We start from the raw sequence: 17,260 nt of genomic DNA, 5'->3' as shown, positions 1-17,260 counted from the left end.
AGGCGCACCGCTTTTCGCCATGACCGCCATTGAAACCGATCTTCTGCAATTGGCTTACCCTCCGCGGCTCGATCTGGGGCCGCAACTCACTCACGAACAATTGATGAGCTCGATGCAAGCCACCATGGCTCGGCACAAGGGTGGGCCGGTGTGGCTGTTTGCGTATGGTTCGCTGATCTGGCGCCCTGAATGCTCGTCGACCGAGCGGGTGCGTGCACGGGTTCACGGTTATCACCGTGGCTTGTATTTGTGGTCACACGAGCATCGCGGTACGCCGGAGCTGCCGGGGCTGGTGTTTGGGTTGGATCGCGGTGGTTCCTGCAGCGGCTTTGCCTACCGCTTGCCGGAGGACCAGTTGGAGGCCTCGCTTTACGCCCTGTGGCAGCGTGAGATGCCTTACCCCTCGTACCGGCCGCACTGGCTCAGTTGCCGATTGGAAGATGGCAGCACCGTGCAGGCGTTGGGGTTTGTGTTGGAGCGGCATTTGCCCAGCTATGCCGGCAACTTGCCCGATATCGTGCTTAATCATGTACTGCAAAGCGCTTGCGGGCGTTACGGTACGACTCGCGATTATGTCGAGCAGACCGTGAACGCCCTGCGTAGCCACGCCATGCCAGATAAAAACCTGGAGGCGCGGCTCAAGCGTTGTGCCAAGGATTGCCTGGGCGGTTAACGCGCCGAGCTGACACTGTTGGTGTGCCACAGCGTAGGGATCAGGAACGCGATCGCCAGTACGCAGGCGCTGATCAACAGTACAAAGCCGCCGTCCCAGCCGAAATGGTCAACCGTATAGCCCATGGCGGCACTTGCCGCTACCGAACCGCCCAGGTAACCGAACAAGCCGGTGAAGCCTGCTGCGGTACCGGCGGCCTTCTTCGGAGCCAGTTCCAGTGCCTGCAGGCCGATCAGCATCACCGGGCCGTAGATCAGGAAGCCGATGGAGAACAGCGCAATCATGTCGATCATCGGGTTGCCCGGCGGGTTGAGCCAGTAAACCAGGGTTGCCACGGTCACCAGGGCCATGAACACGATGCCGGTCAGGCCGCGGTTGCCACGGAAGATCTTGTCCGACATCCAGCCGCATAGCAGCGTACCCGGGATACCTGCCCACTCGTAGAAGAAGTACGCCCAGGACGACTTATCGACCGTGAAGTGCTTGGCTTCTTTCAAGTAGGTCGGCGCCCAGTCCAGTACGCCGTAACGCAACAGATAGACGAACACGTTGGCGAAGGCGATGTACCAGAGCATTTTGTTGCGCAGCACGTACTTGACGAAGATTTCCTTGGCGCTGAATTCGTCTTCGTGGCTGGCGTCGTAACCTTCCGGATAGTCGTTCTTGTACTGCTCGATAGGCGGCAGGCCCACCGATTGCGGGGTGTCGCGCATGGTGATGAAGGCAAACGCCGCCACCGCCAGGGCCACGGTGGCCGGCACGTAGAACGCCGCGTGCCAGTCGTTGAACCAGGCCATGCCCAGCAGGAACAGCGGGCCGATCAGGCCGCCGCCGACGTTATGCGCCACGTTCCACACGGAGACCACGCCGCCGCGTTCTTTCTGCGACCACCAATGCACCATGGTCCGCCCACTTGGCGGCCAGCCCATGCCCTGGGCCCAGCCGTTGATGAACAGCAAAATGAACATCATGGTCACGCTGGACGTTGCCCAAGGTGCGAAACCGAAAATGAACATCACCCCCGCCGAAACCAGCAGGCCAAAGGGCAGGAAATAGCGCGGGTTGGAGCGGTCGGACACCAGGCCCATCAGGAATTTGGACAAGCCGTAGGCAATCGCAATCGCCGACATCGCCAGGCCCAGTTCGCCACGGGTGTAACCCTCGTCGATCAGGTAGGGCATGGCCAGGGAGAAATTTTTACGCAGCAGGTAGTAGCCAGCGTAACCAAAGAAAATACCCGCGAAGATCTGCCAGCGCAGTCGTCGGTAGGTACTGTCTATTTTTTCTTCAGGCAGGGGCGCCTGATGTGCGGCAGGACGAAAGAAAGCAAACATTCAAGAGCTCCAAATTTCTTGTTTTGACTGCGGATGCGAATGTTACAGTTTCGTTACCGAAAATAGCATCGCCTCTTATCCGCAAACACAGGAAACGCGAGCAATTGCATGTTCTTTTACGAACATGTCGCTAATAGATAAGTTGTGGTCGTAAAGAATTCCTCGGAGCCAACACAGATCAACTGTGGGAGCTGGCTTGCCTGCGATGGCGCTAGGTCAGACACCACATCAGCACCTGTCAGACCGCTATCGCAGGCAAGCCAGCTCCCACACTGACCCCATGTCAGCGGGTCTGGACGACGACCTTACCCACCGCCTTGCGCTGCCCCAGGTCATTGATCGCCTGTGCCGCCTGTTCCAGCGGATACACCTGCGACACCAGCGGCTTGAGCTTGCCCTCGCCATACCAGGTGAACAACTGCTGGAAATTCGCCGCATTGTCCTGCGGCTGGCGCTGGGCAAACGAGCCCCAGAACACCCCGACCACCGCTGCGCCCTTGAGCAACGCCAGGTTCACCGGCAGTTCAGGAATACGCCCGCTGGCGAAACCCACCACCAACAGCCGGCCATTCCAGGCGATCGAACGAATGGCCTGGTCAAACAGGTCGCCACCCACCGGGTCGTAGATAACATCGGCGCCATTGCCATCGGTCAGGCGCTTGACCTCATCCTTGAGACTGGCTTCGCTGTAGTTGATCAGCTCATCGGCGCCGGCCGCCTTGGCCACTGCGAGTTTATCGGCGCTACTGGCAGCAGCAATCACCCGGACGCCCATTGCCTTGCCAATCTCTACGGCAGCCAGGCCCACGCCGCCGGACGCGCCAAGCACCAGCAGGGTCTCGCCGGGCTGCAAATTGGCGCGCTGTTTCAGCGCATGCATGGAGGTGCCGTAGGTCATGCTGAAGGCGGCGGCGGTGTTGAAGTCCATGCTCGGCGGGATCGGCAGCACGTTATAGCCGGGCACCGCGACCTGCTCGGCAAAGCTGCCCCAGCCCGTCAACGCCATCACACGGTCGCCGACTTTCAGGTGACTGACTTTTTCACCCACTTCACTGACCACGCCCGCCGCTTCGCCACCGGGTGAGAACGGAAAGGGCGGCTTGAACTGGTATTTGCCTTCGATGATCAGCGTGTCCGGGAAATTCACCCCGGCCGCATGCACGTTCAACAGGATTTCATTCTTCTTGATCGCCGGGCTGGCGATCTCTTCCAGCACCAGGGTTTCGGCGGGGCCGAAGGCTTTGCACAGCACAGCTTTCATCGGACTATTCCTTTTGGCGTCGTGGCCGATAAGTGTAGGAGGGTACGCCCGTGGGTCAACGAGCATGCCCACGCCTGATAAGCCCCCATAAGCTTGTGCTCAGCCTTGCTAGCGTTATGCTACCCGGCAACCGAATTCGAGGAATGAACTGTGAAAGCGTGGATCCTGTTGATGCTGGCCCTGACCTTGCCGATGGCAGCCCAGGCCGAAGAAGCCAAAGAGGGCGAGGCGCCGAAGGTCAGCTATATCAGCCTGAGCCCGCCATTCGTGGGCAATTACGGCCTGGATGGCACCGCGAAACTCAAGGTCTACAAGGCCGACATTGCCCTGCGCGTGACCGGTGAAGAAGCGGCGAAGTTGGTCAAGGCCAACGATCCGTTGATTCGCAACCAACTGGTGGCGCTGTTTACCCAGCAGACCAACGAGACCATGAGCAGTGTGGAAGGCAAGGAAAAGCTGCGTCAGGAAGCGTTGAAGCAAACGCAGCAGGTGATGAACGATGAAACCGGCAAGCCGGTGGTGGAAGATTTGTTGTTCAATAACTTGATTATTCAATAAGTGCAGATTAACTAAGCCTGCGGCTAGTTTGCCGGCCGCAGGCGATAGGCGCTTTCAAATGGGCAGAGTTATGACTTTCCGATCGGTTGCGCTGGGGCCTCCCGATATTGCCTGGAAAATGAAAAAAACAGTAAAGGTTCTAGAGGTTGTTTCATCCTCCGAGCCCCAACTCTTCCATGTATTTATATCTCTTGGGAGTACCTCTAAGGGGCTTACCCCAGATAGTTCGATGCTAAATTTCGAATATTCCGGTGGGTATGACGCTCCTAGAAAGTATCTTAAAGTCCTCACTAAGATTTTCGACGAGCCTGGTACAAGAGAGTACTCAAGTTCGATCTTGCCACTGAACCCCCATGGGGCGTACCCGCCTTCTACCGTCATCTTGGTTGGTGTGGTGCTTGGGGCGCTCGCAGTAATGTGTTCAGTTTTTTCAACGTCTTTATCCAACTTCGGTATGTCCGTCATGATCAATCTCCGTTAAGTAAGAAGCATAAAAATTTGCCACTACTCCAATTCTGTCGGTAGCCAATTTCTATGCAGTCATTAGACTTCGTGGAGATGAAGCTTTCTACTGTCATAAGTAACAGTTTTTTATATTCTTTTTTAAATTTCTAATGTCTTGTTATAATTATTTCTCTCCGATGGACGTCAGCACTTGATGTCGCTCAGCTAAAGAACACTGATGATCGTCGCCCACTGGTCGGGCGTAACGGCCATGACCGAAAGCCGGCTGCCTTTTTGCACCAAAGGCATCTCGGCCAGCGCGGGCTGCTGTTTCAGGTAGCCCAGGCCCAGCACCTTGGGAAAGGTTTGCACGTGCGCGACGTCGATTGCGCTCCACGGGTTTTTCTCCGTTGTAGCCTTGGCGTCGAAATAGTGGCTTTCTGGTTCCAGTGCAGTGGGGTCCGGATAGGCGGCCCGGATGATTTTGCCGATGCCGGCAATCCCTGGCTCCGGGCAACTGGAGTGATAGAAGAAAAACTCGTCCCCCACGGTCATGGCGCGCAAAAAGTTGCGTGCCTGATAATTGCGAACCCCGTCCCAGCGCGCTTCGCCGAGCTTTTCCAGACCGTTGATGGAGAGTTCGTCGGGCTCGGATTTCATCAGCCAGTAGGCCATTTTTGGGCTCCTGAAAAAGGCGTTGGGTAAGTTGTCGGGCAATCCCGTGACAAACCGACAGTCGGTTGGCGTCAAGGTTTGCGTGTTGGTTCACGTTACCGCAGAATGCGCGCTTTTAAGCTTGACGCAGCTGCAACGGACTACTTTGGAACGTTGTTGTCATCGTGTACGAGGTGCCTGAAAGGGGGGCAATCGATGCAACGTAAGCCGGATTTACTATGGATTTTGGTTATTTTGTTTGGTCTGGGTGTTGTGACCACCGGTTATGCCCAAAGCCTGTGGTCGAACAAGACCGATGCACCGGTTGAACTGGCTCAGCAGCAGCCACAACCGTTCAAGCGTTAACTCAAGCATTCACTAAGGCGCCGCCGTTTCCAGCGGCGTTTGTGCGACATACCACTGCTTATCAGTCACCGTTCCCACCAACGGCACATCCCAGCTTGCCTGCGCCAGGCGTTCGACTTTCTGACATTCGTGGGCCAGCCCCAGCAGCGTAGGCTTGCGCCAGCTCTGGCGGCGGGCAAGATAGGCCAGGCTGCGGTCGTAGAACCCGCCGCCCATGCCCAGGCGCCCACCCACATCATCGAACCCCACCAGCGGCAACAGCACCAAATCCAGCGCCCAGACCTGGCGTTGGCGGCGGGCATTGACCCGTGGCTCAAGGATGCGAAAGCGGTTGGGCAGCAACTTATCCCCAGGGCGTACGCGCTGGAACACCATCTTGGTGCGCGGCCAGGCGCTGAGCACCGGCAGGTAAGTGGCTTTGCCGCGGCGCTGGGCTGCACGCAGCAGCAGGCGCGGATCGATTTCACCGTCCGTGGGCAGATATAAAGAGATATGTTTGGCCCGGCGAAACAGTGGGTGCTGTGCCAGTTGCCGGTAAAGACCGTGAGCGGCCTGGCGCTGCTCGCTTGGCGTGAGGGCGCGGCGGGCCTTGCGCAACATGCGTCGAAGGTGCGGACGAGATAGCGGCGCAGGTTCGGTCATGGTTTTGGGCTCATAAAACAATGCCAGTCCGGAGACTGGCATTGAGTTTGGGAATTCAGGCTCCCCGACAGAGCCGCTGTCGACTTAGCCCTTGAACCCGAAAGTTCAAGGTGGAAGAAGCAGTAGGCTTTAAGGCTTTCCGTCTAGCGGACATGCACACCAGCCCAACGTGCAACTTCCAGGGTAGTGCGAATCGGCTCAGGGACATCGCCGACTGGCAAACACGCCAGGGAGTGGGGCGAGTATACCTTAAACCTGCTCGGCAATCAGCCCTTGGGTGTGTCTGAATCGGTGGAAAGCACCAGATCCACGCGATCGAGCAGGTCACGCACCTGCTCGCGCGTCGAGCCGCTGGCCTGCACGTCAGGGCGGTCCTGCTTGTGCAGCAGGTCGTGGGTAATATTCAGCGCGGCCATTACGGCGATGCGGTCGGCGCCGATCACTTTGCCGCTGCTGCGGATTTCGCGCATCTTGCCGTCCAGGTAGCGGGCAGCGCTCACCAGGTTGCTGCGTTCTTCCTGGGGGCAGATGATCGAATATTCTTTGTCGAGGATCTGCACGGTAACGCTATTGCTTGAACTCATGAGTCTTGCTCCAGGGCCTTCAGGCGCGAAATCATCGATTCGACCTTACGCCGGGCGATTTCGTTTTTTTCAATGAGGTGAGCGCGTTCCTCGCGCCAGGTCTTTTCCTGAGCTAATAGGAGTCCGTTTTGACTCTTAAGTTGCTCGACCCGATCAATTAGCAGTTCGAGTCTGGCCATCAGCGCTTGCAGGTCGGTGTCTTCCATTGGGTTCCACTGGATTTGTCTGATGAATGGCAACTGCAGGATAAACGATCTGACGCCCTCGATAGTCTTGGTGCGTCTGCCGGTGCTAGGATACAGCGCTCCATTCTAGACATTGCGCCGTCTGGCGCCTAGCTCACCATGCCCATTCAGAACTCCCCGTACGATGCTTTTTCCAAACTGCTGAGCACCAGCGGCCATCCATGCTCGCCTGCTGAACTGCACGGCGTGCTGTTGGGCCGCAGTTGCACCGGTGTCGGCTTTGATGCCGACAACTGGCTGGCCGATGTGGCCGAGCTGCTGGAAATCGAACCCACCGACAATGTGCGTAACGCGCTGATCGGCCTGCAAGAAATGGTCAAGGGCGAGCTGACCGGTGATGACGTCACCGTGGTCCTGCTGCTGCCCACCGACGACGCCCCGCTGGCTGATCGCGCTGCCGCGCTGGGCCAATGGTGCCAGGGTTTCCTCCACGGTTTCGGCGTGAATGCCGGCGGCCTGGAGCTGAGCACCGACGCCAAGGAAGTGCTGCAGGATCTGGCGGCCATCTCCCAGGTGCAAGACGCCCTGGAAGAATCCGAAGACGGCGAAGGCGACTACATGGAAGTCATGGAATACCTGCGCGTCGCGCCGCTGCTGCTGTTCACCGAGACCCGCAAGTCCGCTGAGCCCGCCGCGCCCAAGCCGTCGCTGCACTGAGAAAGGAAGCCCATCTGCCCATGATCCATATCCCCAAAGCGGAATACACCCGGCGCCGCAAGGCGCTCATGGCGCAGATGGAACCCAACAGCATCGCGATCCTGCCGGCCGCCGCCGTGGCCATCCGCAACCGTGATGTCGAGCATGTTTACCGCCAGGACAGCGATTTCCAATACCTGAGCGGTTTCCCCGAGCCCGAAGCGGTGATCGTGCTGATGCCCGGTCGCCAGCACGGCGAGTACGTGCTGTTCTGCCGCGAGCGCAATGCCGAGCGCGAATTGTGGGACGGCCTGCGTGCCGGCACCGAGGGCGCGATTCGCGACTTTGGCGCTGACGACGCATTCCCCATTACCGATATCGACGACATCCTGCCCGGCCTGATCGAAGGTCGCGACCGCGTGTACTCGGCCATGGGCAGCAATGCCGAGTTCGACCGGCATGTGATGGAGTGGATCAACGTGATCCGTTCCAAAGCGCACCTGGGCGCCCAGCCGCCGAACGAATTCGTTGCCCTGGATCATTTGCTTCACGATATGCGCCTGTATAAATCGGCGGCAGAAGTGAGGGTGATGCGCGAGGCGGCGCGAATATCCTGTGCAGCCCATGTACGGGCGATGCAGGCCAGCCGTGCCGGCCTGCATGAGTTCAGCCTGGAAGCCGAGCTGGATTACGAGTTTCGCAAAGGCGGTGCGAAAATGCCGGCCTATGGCTCCATCGTCGCCGCTGGGCGCAACAGCTGCATCCTGCATTACCAGCAGAATGACGCGGTGCTCAAAGACGGCGACCTGGTGCTGATCGATGCTGGGTGCGAGATCGATTGCTACGCCAGCGATATCACCCGTACCTGGCCGGTCAATGGCAAGTTCTCGCCCGAGCAGAAGGCGATCTACGAGATTGTGCTGGCCTCCCAGGAAGCCGCCTTCAAGCAGATCGCGCCGAACAAACATTGGAACCAGGCCCACGAGGCGACCGTGCAGGTCATCACCGCCGGCCTGGTGAAGTTGGGGTTGTTACAAGGTGACGTTGACGAACTGATCGCCAGCGAAGCCTACCGCGCCTTTTACATGCACCGTGCCGGCCACTGGCTGGGCATGGATGTGCATGATGTGGGCGAGTACAAAGTGGGCGGTGAATGGCGCGTGCTGGAAGTGGGCATGGCCTTGACCGTGGAGCCGGGTATCTATATTTCCCCGGACAACCAGAACGTGGCAAAAAAATGGCGTGGCATTGGCGTGCGCATCGAGGACGACGTGGTAGTGACCAAGCAAGGCTGTGAAATCCTGACCGGCGGCGTGCCCAAGACCGTTGCCGAGATCGAAGCGTTGATGGCGGCTGCGCGATGAGCCGGGTCAACCTGGCGATTATCGGCGGCGGCCTGGTGGGCGCCAGCCTGGCCCTGGCATTGCAAGCGGGGGCCAAGGCGCGGGGCTGGAAGATCGTGCTGATCGAGCCCTTTGCACCGGGTGACAGCTACCAGCCGAGCTACGATGCGCGCTCTTCCGCGCTGTCGTTTGGCGCGCGCCAGATTTACCAGCGTCTGGGCCTGTGGCAAGCCATTTCCCGACGTGCAGAGCCAATCAAGCAGATCCACGTGTCGGACCGTGGGCGTTTCTCCACCGCGCGTTTGTCCGCGATGGAGGAGGGCGTGCCAGCCCTGGGTTATGTGGTGGAAAACGCCTGGCTCGGCCAATGCCTGTGGCAAAGCTTGGACAAGGACGTGGTGAGCTGGCGCTGCCCGGCGGAAGTCACGCGTATGGAGCCGCTGCCCGATGGCTATCGCCTGACCCTCAACGATGAAACCGTGCTGGAATGCGACCTGGCGGTACTGGCCGATGGCGGCCGTTCCGGCCTGCGTGAGCAACTGGGCATTGGCGTGAAAACCCGGCCCTACAACCAGAGTGCGCTGATCGCCAACATCACCCCGAGCGAAGCGCACAATGGCGAGGCGTTCGAGCGCTTTACCGATGAAGGCCCCATGGCCTTGCTGCCGCTGCCGGACAACCGTTGCGCGCTGGTCTGGACCCGCATCGGCATGGACGCTCAGCGCCTGGCCAGCCTTGACGAGCGTAGCTTCCTGAGCGAGTTGCAGAGTGTGTTCGGGTATCGCCTGGGCACTCTCAAACAAGTGGGTGCCCGTCACCTGTACCCGTTGACCCTGGTGGAAGCCGAAGAGCAAGTGCGCTCGCACCTGGCCGTTCTCGGCAATGCCGCCCACAGCCTGCACCCGATTGCCGGGCAGGGGTTCAACCTGTCCCTGCGCGATGCCAGTGCCTTGGCCGAAGCCCTGTTGGCCGGGCCGGACGTGCCGGGTGACCTGGCGACGTTGCAAGGCTATCGCGAGCGCCAGCGCCTGGACCAGCAACTCACCGTAGGCTTCTCCGACCAGGTCACGCGGCTGTTTGGCAGTGCTCAGCCATTGGTGGCGCTGGGCCGCAATATGGGCTTGCTCGGCCTCGACCTGTTGCCCCCGGCCAAACGCTGGTTCGCCCGTCAGGCCATGGGCCTGGGCACTCGTTCCGATGTTTGAAGCGGACCACACCTTTACTTGCGGCCTGTGCCGCACACGAGACAAGGCTTGAATATGGACATGCGCGCAGATGTGCTGATTGTCGGGGCTGGAATGGTCGGAAGCGCCCTGGCGCTGGCGTTGCAGGGCAGTGGCCTGCAGGTGCTGCTGCTCGACGGCAGCCCGTTGAGCGTCAAGCCGTTTGAGCCGGCTGCGGCGTTTGAACCGCGGGTGAGCGCGTTGTCGGCGGCCAGCCAGCGCATTCTTGAGCGCCTGGGCGTGTGGGACGGCATCGTAGAGCGTCGTGCCAGCCCCTACGGCGAAATGCAGGTATGGGACGGTAGCGGTACCGGGCAGATCCATTTCTCGGCGGCCAGTGTGCATGCCGAGGTGCTTGGGCATATCGTCGAAAACCGCGTGGTGCAGGATGCCTTGCTTGATCGCCTGCATGACTGCGACCTCGGCCTGCTGGCCAACGCACGCCTGGAACAGATGCGCCGCTCTGGCGATGACTGGTTGCTGACCCTGGCCGACGGCCGCAAGCTGCGCGCACCCCTGGTGGTAGCCGCCGACGGTGCCAACTCCGCCGTGCGCCGCCTGACCGGTACACCTACCCGCGAATGGGATTACCTGCATAACGCCATCGTCACCAGCGTGCGCAGCAGCCAGCCGCACCAGCGCACCGCGTGGCAACGCTTCACCGACACCGGCCCGCTGGCGTTCCTGCCGCTGGTGCGCGATGGGCAGGAAGACTGGTGTTCGATTGTCTGGTCGACCACGCCCGCTGAATCCGAGCGCTTGATGGCGCTGGATGATGAACGCTTCTGCCGCGAACTGGAACGTGCCTTCGAGGGGCGCTTGGGCACTGTGATCAGTGCCGACCCGCGTGTGTGCGTACCGTTGCGCCAGCGCCATGCCAAACGTTATGTGGCCGAAGGCCTGGCGTTGATCGGCGACGCCGCCCACGTCATCCACCCGTTGGCAGGGCAGGGCGTGAACCTGGGCTTCCTCGATGCGGCCGTGCTGGCCGAAGTGCTGCTGGCTGCGACCGAGCGCGGCGAGCGCCTGGCCAATGTGAAAGTGCTGAGCCGTTACGAGCGACGTCGTATGCCCCACAACCTGGCGCTGATGGCGGCGATGGAAGGCTTCGAACGCTTGTTCCAGGCCGATCAACTGCCGCTGCGCTGGTTGCGCAACGCGGGTTTGAAAATCGTTGACCAGATGCCCGAAGCCAAAGCCGTGTTTGTGCGCCAAGCACTGGGATTGACAGGCGATCTCCCCGAACTCGCCAAACCCTGACCTGACAATACAACCCTCTGTGGGAGCCGGGCTTGCCCGCGATGAGGCCGTCAGCTCCAGCGCATATTCTGGCTGTGCAACATCTGGTAACGCCTCCACCAAGCGTTACCAAATGTGAGTCCTTATCATTTGCCCTCCATTTGCAAATGAGAGACCGCACCCATGTTGGCACCCAAGCGCCTCCTGACTGCCCTGGCACTCACCCTGATCGGCAGCACCACCGTGCAGGCGGCCGATGAAGTCGTGGTCTACTCCTCGCGTATCGACGAACTGATCAAGCCCGTGTTCGACGCCTACACCAAAAAGACCGGCGTACAGGTCAAGTTCATCACCGACAAGGAAGCCCCGTTGATGCAGCGCATCAAGGCCGAGGGCGAGAACGCCACCGCCGACCTGTTGCTGACCGTTGACGCCGGCAACCTCTGGCAGGCCGAGCAGATGGGCATCCTGCAACCGTTCACCTCTCCTGTCATCGACAAGAACATTCCTCTGCAATATCGCTCATCGGCCCACGCCTGGACCGGTTTGAGCCTGCGTGCGCGCACGATCGCCTATTCCACCGACCGGGTAAAACCGGGCGATCTGACCACCTACGAAGCCCTGGCCGACAAGCAGTGGGAAGGCCGCCTGTGCCTGCGCACGGCGAAAAAAGTCTATAACCAGTCGCTGACCGCCACGTTGATCGAAACCCATGGCGCGGCCAAGACCGAAGAAATCATCAAGGGTTGGGTGAATAACCTGTCCACCGACGTGTTCTCTGATGACATCGCCGTGCTGGAGGCCATCAACGCCGGGCAATGCGACGTGGGTATCGTCAACACCTATTACTACGGTCGCCTGCACAAGCAGAAGCCAGACCTGGCGGTGAAGTTGTTCTGGCCGAACCAGGGCGACCGCGGCGTGCATGTGAACCTCTCCGGCATCGGCCTGACCCAGCACGCGCCGCACCCGGAAGCGGCCAAGGCGCTGGTGGAGTGGATGACTACGCCTGAGGCACAGAAGATCTTCGCCGACGTCAACCAGGAATTCCCGGCCAACCCGGCGGTACCGCCATCGGCGGAAGTGGCGACCTGGGGCAAGTTCGTGGCCGATACCTTGCCAGTGGAAGTGGCGGGCAAGCGCCAGGCCGAAGCGATCCGCCTGATGGATCGCGCTGGCTGGAACTGAAGCTGCGCCGCTCAACTGTGGGAGCTGGCTTGCCCGCGATTGCATCACTTCGGTATCACTGATACACCGAGGTGCTTGTATCGCAGGCAAGCCAGCTCCCACATTGGTTAGTGGCCGCTTCAACATTTTTATTTTTCTGAGAGCTTTTCCTTGGCCCACCCCGCCCAACGTCGCTGGTACCTGCCGGTTTTCAGCGTCGCCGCCCTGGTGCTGTTGCCGCTGAGCGTGCTGCTGCTGTCCTGGCAAAGCATTGACCCACAGATCTGGTCGCACCTCTGGGACACTCAGATGCCCCGCTTGCTTGGCAACACCTTGACCCTGGTGCTCGGTGTCGGCCTGGGCGTGACGCTGCTGGGCGTCAGCCTGGCCTGGCTGACCAGCCTGTGCGAGTTCCCCGGGCGGCGCTGGCTCGACTGGGCATTGATGTTGCCCTTTGCAATCCCTGCCTATGTGCTGGCCTTCGTGTTTGTGGGCCTGCTGGATTTTGCCGGCCCGGTGCAAACCCTGCTGCGCGAGTGGTTCGGCACGGGTCTGCGTTTGCCACGGGTACGGTCCACCAGCGGCGTGGTCATCGTGCTGGTGCTGGTGTTCTATCCCTATGTCTACCTGCTGGCGCGTAGCGCGTTCCTGGCCCAGGGCAAAGGCTTGATGGAAGCGGCGCGGGTGCTGGGGCAATCGCCATGGCAAGCGTTCTGGCGCGTGGCATTACCCATGGCGCGCCCAGCGATTGGTGCCGGTGTAGCCCTGGCGCTGATGGAGACACTCGCGGATTTTGGCGCGGTCTCGGTGTTCAATTTCGACACCTTCACCACCGCTATCTATAAAACCTGGTACGGCTTTTTCAGCCTGTCCAGCGCCGCGCAGCTGGCCAGCCTGTTGCTGCTGGTAGTGATGTTGGTGCTGTATGGCGAGCGACGTGCGCGCGGGGCCAGCCGACCGAGCAATGAGCGCCCGCGGGGCAAGGCGTTGTACCACTTGCGCGGATTCAAGGCCGTGGCGGCCAGCGCCTGGTGCGGTCTGGTTTTCGCCTGTGCATTCGTGATTCCGATGCTGCAACTGGTGACGTGGTTCTGGCAGCGTGGCCGCTTCGACCTCGATGAGCGTTACACCGGGCTGATCATCCATACCCTCTACCTGGGCGGGATCGCAGCCCTGATCACGGTCAGCGTGGCGTTGATACTGGCGTTTGCCAACCGTCTGGCGCCGACCCGTGCGATTCGCTCCGGTATCAGCCTGGCCAATGTCGGCTATGCCTTGCCGGGCTCGGTGCTGGCGGTGTCGATCATGTTGGCGTTCAGCTACTTGGACCGCGAGCTGGTGGTGCCGCTCTCCGGATGGCTGGGCGGGGCGGGCAAGCCTTTGCTGCTGGGCAGCCTGTCGGCACTGGTGCTGGCGTATCTGGTGCGGTTTCTGGCGGTGGCCTACGGGCCGCTGGAAAACAGCCTGGCGCGCATCCGTCCGTCATTGCCTGAAGCGGCACGCAGCCTTGGGGTGAGCGGCCCACGACTGTTTTGCAAAGTGTATCTGCCGTTATTGCTGCCGGGCACGTTGAGCGCAGCGCTGCTGGTGTTTGTGGATGTGCTCAAGGAAATGCCGGCCACCTTGCTGATGCGCCCGTTTGGCTGGGACACCCTGGCGGTCCGCATCTTTGAAATGACCAGTGAAGGCGAATGGGCGCGGGCGTCTTTGCCGGCGCTGACCCTGGTGCTGGTCGGCTTGTTGCCGGTCATCGGGCTGATTCGTCGCTCGGCTCGGCAAATCGGTTAGGTGCCAGTCCTACGGCTTGAGGCTACAATGCGCGGCATTCGGTGCGCTCCGTCTTTCGGATCGACCTGCTGTATGTGGCTGCGGGCCTTGTAATACAAGGTGTTCGGCGCAAGTGGCAGCTCTGCGCGCCTTCGCCAAGCCCGGAAGGAGAAACCCATGGGACAGCGTACGCCTCTGTATGACCTGCATCTCGCCCTCGGCGCGAAAATGGTCGATTTTGGCGGTTGGGATATGCCTTTGCATTACGGCTCGCAAGTTGAAGAACACCATCAGGTGCGACGCGACTGCGGGGTCTTCGATGTATCTCATATGACCGTGATCGATGTCACCGGCCCCCAGGCCAAGGAATGGCTCCAGTACCTACTGGCCAATGATGTCGACCGACTGCACGGCTGTGGCCGAGCGTTGTACAGCGCCATGCTCAACGAGCAGGGCGGGGTGGTGGATGACATGATCGTCTACCGCACCGAAACCGGTTACCGCTTGGTGGTCAACGCCGCCACGCGTGACCAGGACATGGCCTGGATGCAGGCGCAACTGGGCAGCTACTCAGTGCAACTGCATGAGCGCTCCGAGTTGGCCATGCTCGCCATCCAAGGCCCCCACGCCCGGCAGAAAATCGCCGAACTGGTGACCCAGTCCCGTGGCATCCTGATCCATCAGCTCAAACCGTTCGAAGGCCGGGCCGACGGCGACTGGTATATCGCCCGCACCGGTTATACCGGCGAAGACGGCCTCGAAATCGTGCTGCCGGCCGATCAGGCACCGGGCTTTTTCAACGACTTGGTAGGCGCTGGCATTTCCCCCATCGGCCTCGGTGCGCGCGACACCTTGCGCCTGGAGGCCGGCATGAACCTGTATGGCCAGGATATTCACCAGGCCGTCTCACCCCTGGCGGCCAACATGGCCTGGAGCATCGCCTGGGAACCTGTCGAGCGTAACTTCATTGGCCGCGCCGCGCTGGAAGCAGAAAAGGCAGCCGGCGTGCAGTTCAAACTGGTGGGGCTCGTCCTCGAAGAACGGGGTGTGTTGCGCGCTCATCAGGTGGTTCGTATCGCCAATGTTGGCGAAGGAGAGATCACCAGTGGTAGTTTCTCGCCTACGCTAAGCAAATCCATTGCGCTGGCGCGTGTGCCGACGGCGACTGCCGACCGGGCCGAAGTGGAAATCCGCGGCAAGTGGTATCCGGTTCGAGTGGTCAAGCCGACCTTCGTGCGCCATGGCAAAACCTTGATCTAACCAATTCCGGCAGGCCGAAGGCCGCTGACATTTCATCTTGAGGACACAGACTATGAGCAATATCCCTGCCGACCTGCGTTTTGCCGAAAGTCACGAATGGGCCCGTCTGGAAGCTGACGGCACCGTGACCGTCGGGATTTCCGACCATGCACAGGAAGCTTTGGGTGATGTGGTGTTTGTTGAGTTGGCTGAAGTGGGCAAGGTGTTTGCCGCTCAAGACCAGGCGGGAGTGGTGGAGTCGGTCAAGGCCGCTTCGGATATCTACTCGCCGATTGCCGGCGAAGTGATTGCTGTCAATGAAGAGCTGAGTGGCAGCCCTGAGCTGCTGAACTCTGACCCGTACGGCACCTGGATCTTCAAGCTCAAGCCAAGCGACAAGGCCGAGCTGGACAAGCTGTTGGATGCCGCCAGCTACAAAGCCGCCATCGGCGAATAATCGCAATAGTTACAACGACACAAATCAATGTGGGACCTGGCTTGCCTGCGATTGGATCACCCGGGTATCACCGATACACCGAGGTGCCAGCATCGCAGGCAAGCCAGCTCCCACAGTTGATTTGTTGTGATCAGTCTCTTTTCAATTCAGCTTTAACCGCCGCTACAGCCCGCTCCACATCCGCCTCTGTCATCGCCGTGAACATTGGCAACGACACGATCAAACGCCCAACACGCTCTGCCACCGGGAACATGCCTTCCTTGAAACCCTGTGCCCGATACAGGCTCAGCAGGTGGATCGGCGGGTAGTGATAGCCGATACCCACGCCGTGGGCCTGCATCTGCTCCATGAACGTTGCACGGGCTGGCAGGCCATCCTGGCGCTCCGGCAATACCAGTTGGAACAGGTGCCAGTTGCTGTTTTCGAAGTCGGCCGGTGGCAGTTGCGCGCCGTATTGAGCTTCGAAATCGCTGCCGAAGCATTTGAAGTAATGCCGTGCCAGGTTCTGACGATGGGCGGTGATCTTCTCGATGTGCGCAAATTGCCCCAGGCCGATGGCGGCGGCAATGTCGGTCATGTTGAACTTGCCACCCAGCACATCCACATCCAGGCCATCGAAGCCGCTGCGGGTGACGCCTTGCAGGCGGTACTTCTCTGCCAGACGGGCCTCCTCGGCATTGTTCAACACCAGGCAGCCGCCTTCGGACGACGTGATGTTCTTGTTCGCCTGGAAGCTGAAGGACACGAAGTCGCCGGTTGCGCCGATGCGTTCTCCATCCCAGCTGGAACCCAGGGCCTGGGCAGCATCTTCGACAATGCGCAGGTTGTACTTGTTGGCCAGCGCATAGAGCATCGGCATATCCAGGGGCAAGCCGGCCAGGTAGACGGGGATGATCGCCTTGGTGCGAGGGGTAATGGCGGCTTCCACCTGGGCCAGGTCGATATTGCGCGTCACCGGGTCGATGTCGGCAAAAACCGGAGTGGCGCCGACTTCGAGAATCACGTTGGCCGTGGCAACCCAGGAGATTGGCGTGGTGATAACTTCATCTCCAGGCCCGATCCCGGCGATGCGCAAGGCGATCTCCATGGTGCAGGTGCCCGAGTTGAAGGTGCGCACCGGACGGCCGCCAAAATACTCCGACAACTGTGCTTCGAACGCCTGCACCTTTGGCCCGCTGGTGATCCAGCCGGAACGCAGAACATCACCGACCGCCGTGATGGTGGCTTCATCAATGGTCGGTTTGGAAAACGGCAGGAAGGGCTGTTGGCTCATGACGAAGAAGGCATCCGTTTCAGGTAGGCGATGAAAAATACACGTGTCAGTGGGGCATGGTTGCACGCTGAGACTGAATATAGCCTGTCATCCATGAACGATTCGTCATACAACAGGCAAAAAAATGCCGCTTGAAAAAGCGGCATTTTTTATGA

Annotated in this window: 18 protein-coding genes and 1 other RNA gene; 11 read left to right on the top strand and 8 right to left on the bottom strand. The window is 60.2% G+C overall.

The window, feature by feature from the left end; all coding sequences use genetic code 11:
• The first annotated feature begins 19 nt into the window (after positions 1–19).
• On the top strand, positions 20–673 hold the full coding sequence (locus QK296_RS00740; protein ID WP_014720416.1) for a gamma-glutamylcyclotransferase: 654 nt from the start codon (positions 20–22) through the stop codon (positions 671–673).
• Here QK296_RS00740 and glpT read toward each other — a convergent pair.
• Positions 670–2,007, bottom strand: coding sequence for a glycerol-3-phosphate transporter (gene glpT, locus QK296_RS00735; RefSeq protein WP_014720415.1), 1,338 nt, complete (start codon positions 2,005–2,007; stop codon positions 670–672). The two genes, QK296_RS00740 and glpT, sit on opposite strands and share 4 nt — an antisense overlap.
• 283 nt (positions 2,008–2,290) lie before the next feature.
• The gene (locus QK296_RS00730; protein WP_003195319.1) at positions 2,291–3,268 is read right to left on the bottom strand and encodes an NADPH:quinone oxidoreductase family protein; all 978 of its coding nucleotides are present in this window, start codon (positions 3,266–3,268) and stop codon (positions 2,291–2,293) included.
• Between the two features lie 150 nt (positions 3,269–3,418).
• Between QK296_RS00730 and QK296_RS00725 the strand changes: the two genes are divergently transcribed.
• Positions 3,419–3,826 (top strand): flagellar basal body-associated protein FliL, encoded by a 408-nt coding sequence (locus tag QK296_RS00725; RefSeq protein WP_003195317.1) that lies wholly within the window; start codon positions 3,419–3,421, stop codon positions 3,824–3,826.
• Positions 3,827–4,495: 669 nt separating this feature from the next.
• Here the strand turns inward: QK296_RS00725 and QK296_RS00720 are convergent.
• Complete coding sequence (locus tag QK296_RS00720) at positions 4,496–4,945, bottom strand: EVE domain-containing protein (RefSeq protein ID WP_282390479.1); 450 nt, start codon at positions 4,943–4,945, stop codon at positions 4,496–4,498.
• 195 nt (positions 4,946–5,140) lie between these two features.
• On the opposite strand from QK296_RS00720, the gene QK296_RS00715 reads away from it, so the two are divergent.
• Positions 5,141–5,290, top strand: coding sequence for a hypothetical protein (locus QK296_RS00715; protein ID WP_010207387.1), 150 nt, complete (start codon positions 5,141–5,143; stop codon positions 5,288–5,290).
• 12 nt (positions 5,291–5,302) lie between these two features.
• Here QK296_RS00715 and QK296_RS00710 read toward each other — a convergent pair whose 3' ends face one another.
• The 4 genes from QK296_RS00710 to QK296_RS00695 all read right to left on the bottom strand — a co-directional run bounded on the left by QK296_RS00710 (position 5,303) and on the right by QK296_RS00695 (position 6,722).
• On the bottom strand, positions 5,303–5,932 hold the full coding sequence (locus tag QK296_RS00710) for a 5-formyltetrahydrofolate cyclo-ligase (RefSeq protein ID WP_003195311.1): 630 nt from the start codon (positions 5,930–5,932) through the stop codon (positions 5,303–5,305).
• Between the two features lie 57 nt (positions 5,933–5,989).
• A non-coding RNA gene (gene ssrS, locus QK296_RS00705) (6S RNA) lies at positions 5,990–6,168 on the bottom strand.
• A gap of 30 nt (positions 6,169–6,198) precedes the next feature.
• Positions 6,199–6,516 carry a cell division protein ZapA gene (locus QK296_RS00700; RefSeq protein ID WP_003195308.1) on the bottom strand — a complete coding sequence of 106 codons (318 nt, stop codon included), beginning with the start codon at positions 6,514–6,516 and terminating at the stop codon, positions 6,199–6,201.
• Positions 6,513–6,722 carry a TIGR02449 family protein gene (locus tag QK296_RS00695; protein WP_003177365.1) on the bottom strand — a complete coding sequence of 70 codons (210 nt, stop codon included), beginning with the start codon at positions 6,720–6,722 and terminating at the stop codon, positions 6,513–6,515. Before QK296_RS00695 ends, QK296_RS00700 begins: the two co-directional genes overlap by 4 nt.
• A gap of 138 nt (positions 6,723–6,860) precedes the next feature.
• On the opposite strand from QK296_RS00695, the gene QK296_RS00690 reads away from it, so the two are divergent.
• The 8 genes from QK296_RS00690 (at position 6,861) to gcvH (ending at position 15,832) form a co-directional block, all read left to right on the top strand.
• Positions 6,861–7,418, top strand: a complete 558-nt coding sequence (locus QK296_RS00690) for a YecA family protein (protein WP_003195306.1) — start codon at positions 6,861–6,863, stop codon at positions 7,416–7,418.
• A 20-nt stretch (positions 7,419–7,438) separates the two neighbouring features.
• Positions 7,439–8,761 carry a Xaa-Pro aminopeptidase gene (pepP, locus tag QK296_RS00685; protein ID WP_003195303.1) on the top strand — a complete coding sequence of 441 codons (1,323 nt, stop codon included), beginning with the start codon at positions 7,439–7,441 and terminating at the stop codon, positions 8,759–8,761.
• On the top strand, positions 8,758–9,945 hold the full coding sequence (gene ubiH / locus QK296_RS00680; protein WP_282390478.1) for a 2-octaprenyl-6-methoxyphenyl hydroxylase: 1,188 nt from the start codon (positions 8,758–8,760) through the stop codon (positions 9,943–9,945). Before pepP ends, ubiH begins: the two co-directional genes overlap by 4 nt.
• A gap of 60 nt (positions 9,946–10,005) precedes the next feature.
• A complete protein-coding gene (locus QK296_RS00675) occupies positions 10,006–11,223 on the top strand; it encodes a 2-octaprenyl-3-methyl-6-methoxy-1,4-benzoquinol hydroxylase (RefSeq protein ID WP_164692219.1) in 1,218 nt (405 codons plus the stop codon).
• A gap of 162 nt (positions 11,224–11,385) precedes the next feature.
• Positions 11,386–12,390: an extracellular solute-binding protein gene (locus QK296_RS00670; RefSeq protein WP_014720404.1), complete on the top strand. Its 1,005-nt coding sequence runs from the start codon at positions 11,386–11,388 to the stop codon at positions 12,388–12,390.
• A 150-nt stretch (positions 12,391–12,540) separates the two neighbouring features.
• Complete coding sequence (locus QK296_RS00665) at positions 12,541–14,157, top strand: iron ABC transporter permease (RefSeq protein ID WP_003195296.1); 1,617 nt, start codon at positions 12,541–12,543, stop codon at positions 14,155–14,157.
• 156 nt (positions 14,158–14,313) lie between these two features.
• Complete coding sequence (gene gcvT, locus QK296_RS00660) at positions 14,314–15,396, top strand: glycine cleavage system aminomethyltransferase GcvT (RefSeq protein WP_003195295.1); 1,083 nt, start codon at positions 14,314–14,316, stop codon at positions 15,394–15,396.
• 52 nt (positions 15,397–15,448) lie between these two features.
• Positions 15,449–15,832, top strand: coding sequence for a glycine cleavage system protein GcvH (gcvH, locus tag QK296_RS00655; protein WP_192002073.1), 384 nt, complete (start codon positions 15,449–15,451; stop codon positions 15,830–15,832).
• A 130-nt stretch (positions 15,833–15,962) separates the two neighbouring features.
• Here gcvH and QK296_RS00650 read toward each other — a convergent pair whose 3' ends face one another.
• Positions 15,963–17,105 (bottom strand): DegT/DnrJ/EryC1/StrS aminotransferase family protein, encoded by a 1,143-nt coding sequence (locus QK296_RS00650; protein ID WP_282390477.1) that lies wholly within the window; start codon positions 17,103–17,105, stop codon positions 15,963–15,965.
• Positions 17,106–17,260: the final 155 nt, after the last annotated feature.

The sequence above is a fragment of the Pseudomonas sp. AL10 genome (genome assembly GCF_029960685.1).
In the GTDB taxonomy this organism is placed as follows: Bacteria; Pseudomonadota; Gammaproteobacteria; order Pseudomonadales; family Pseudomonadaceae; genus Aquipseudomonas; species Aquipseudomonas lactis.
This window is presented reverse-complemented; position numbering and strand designations above follow the sequence as displayed.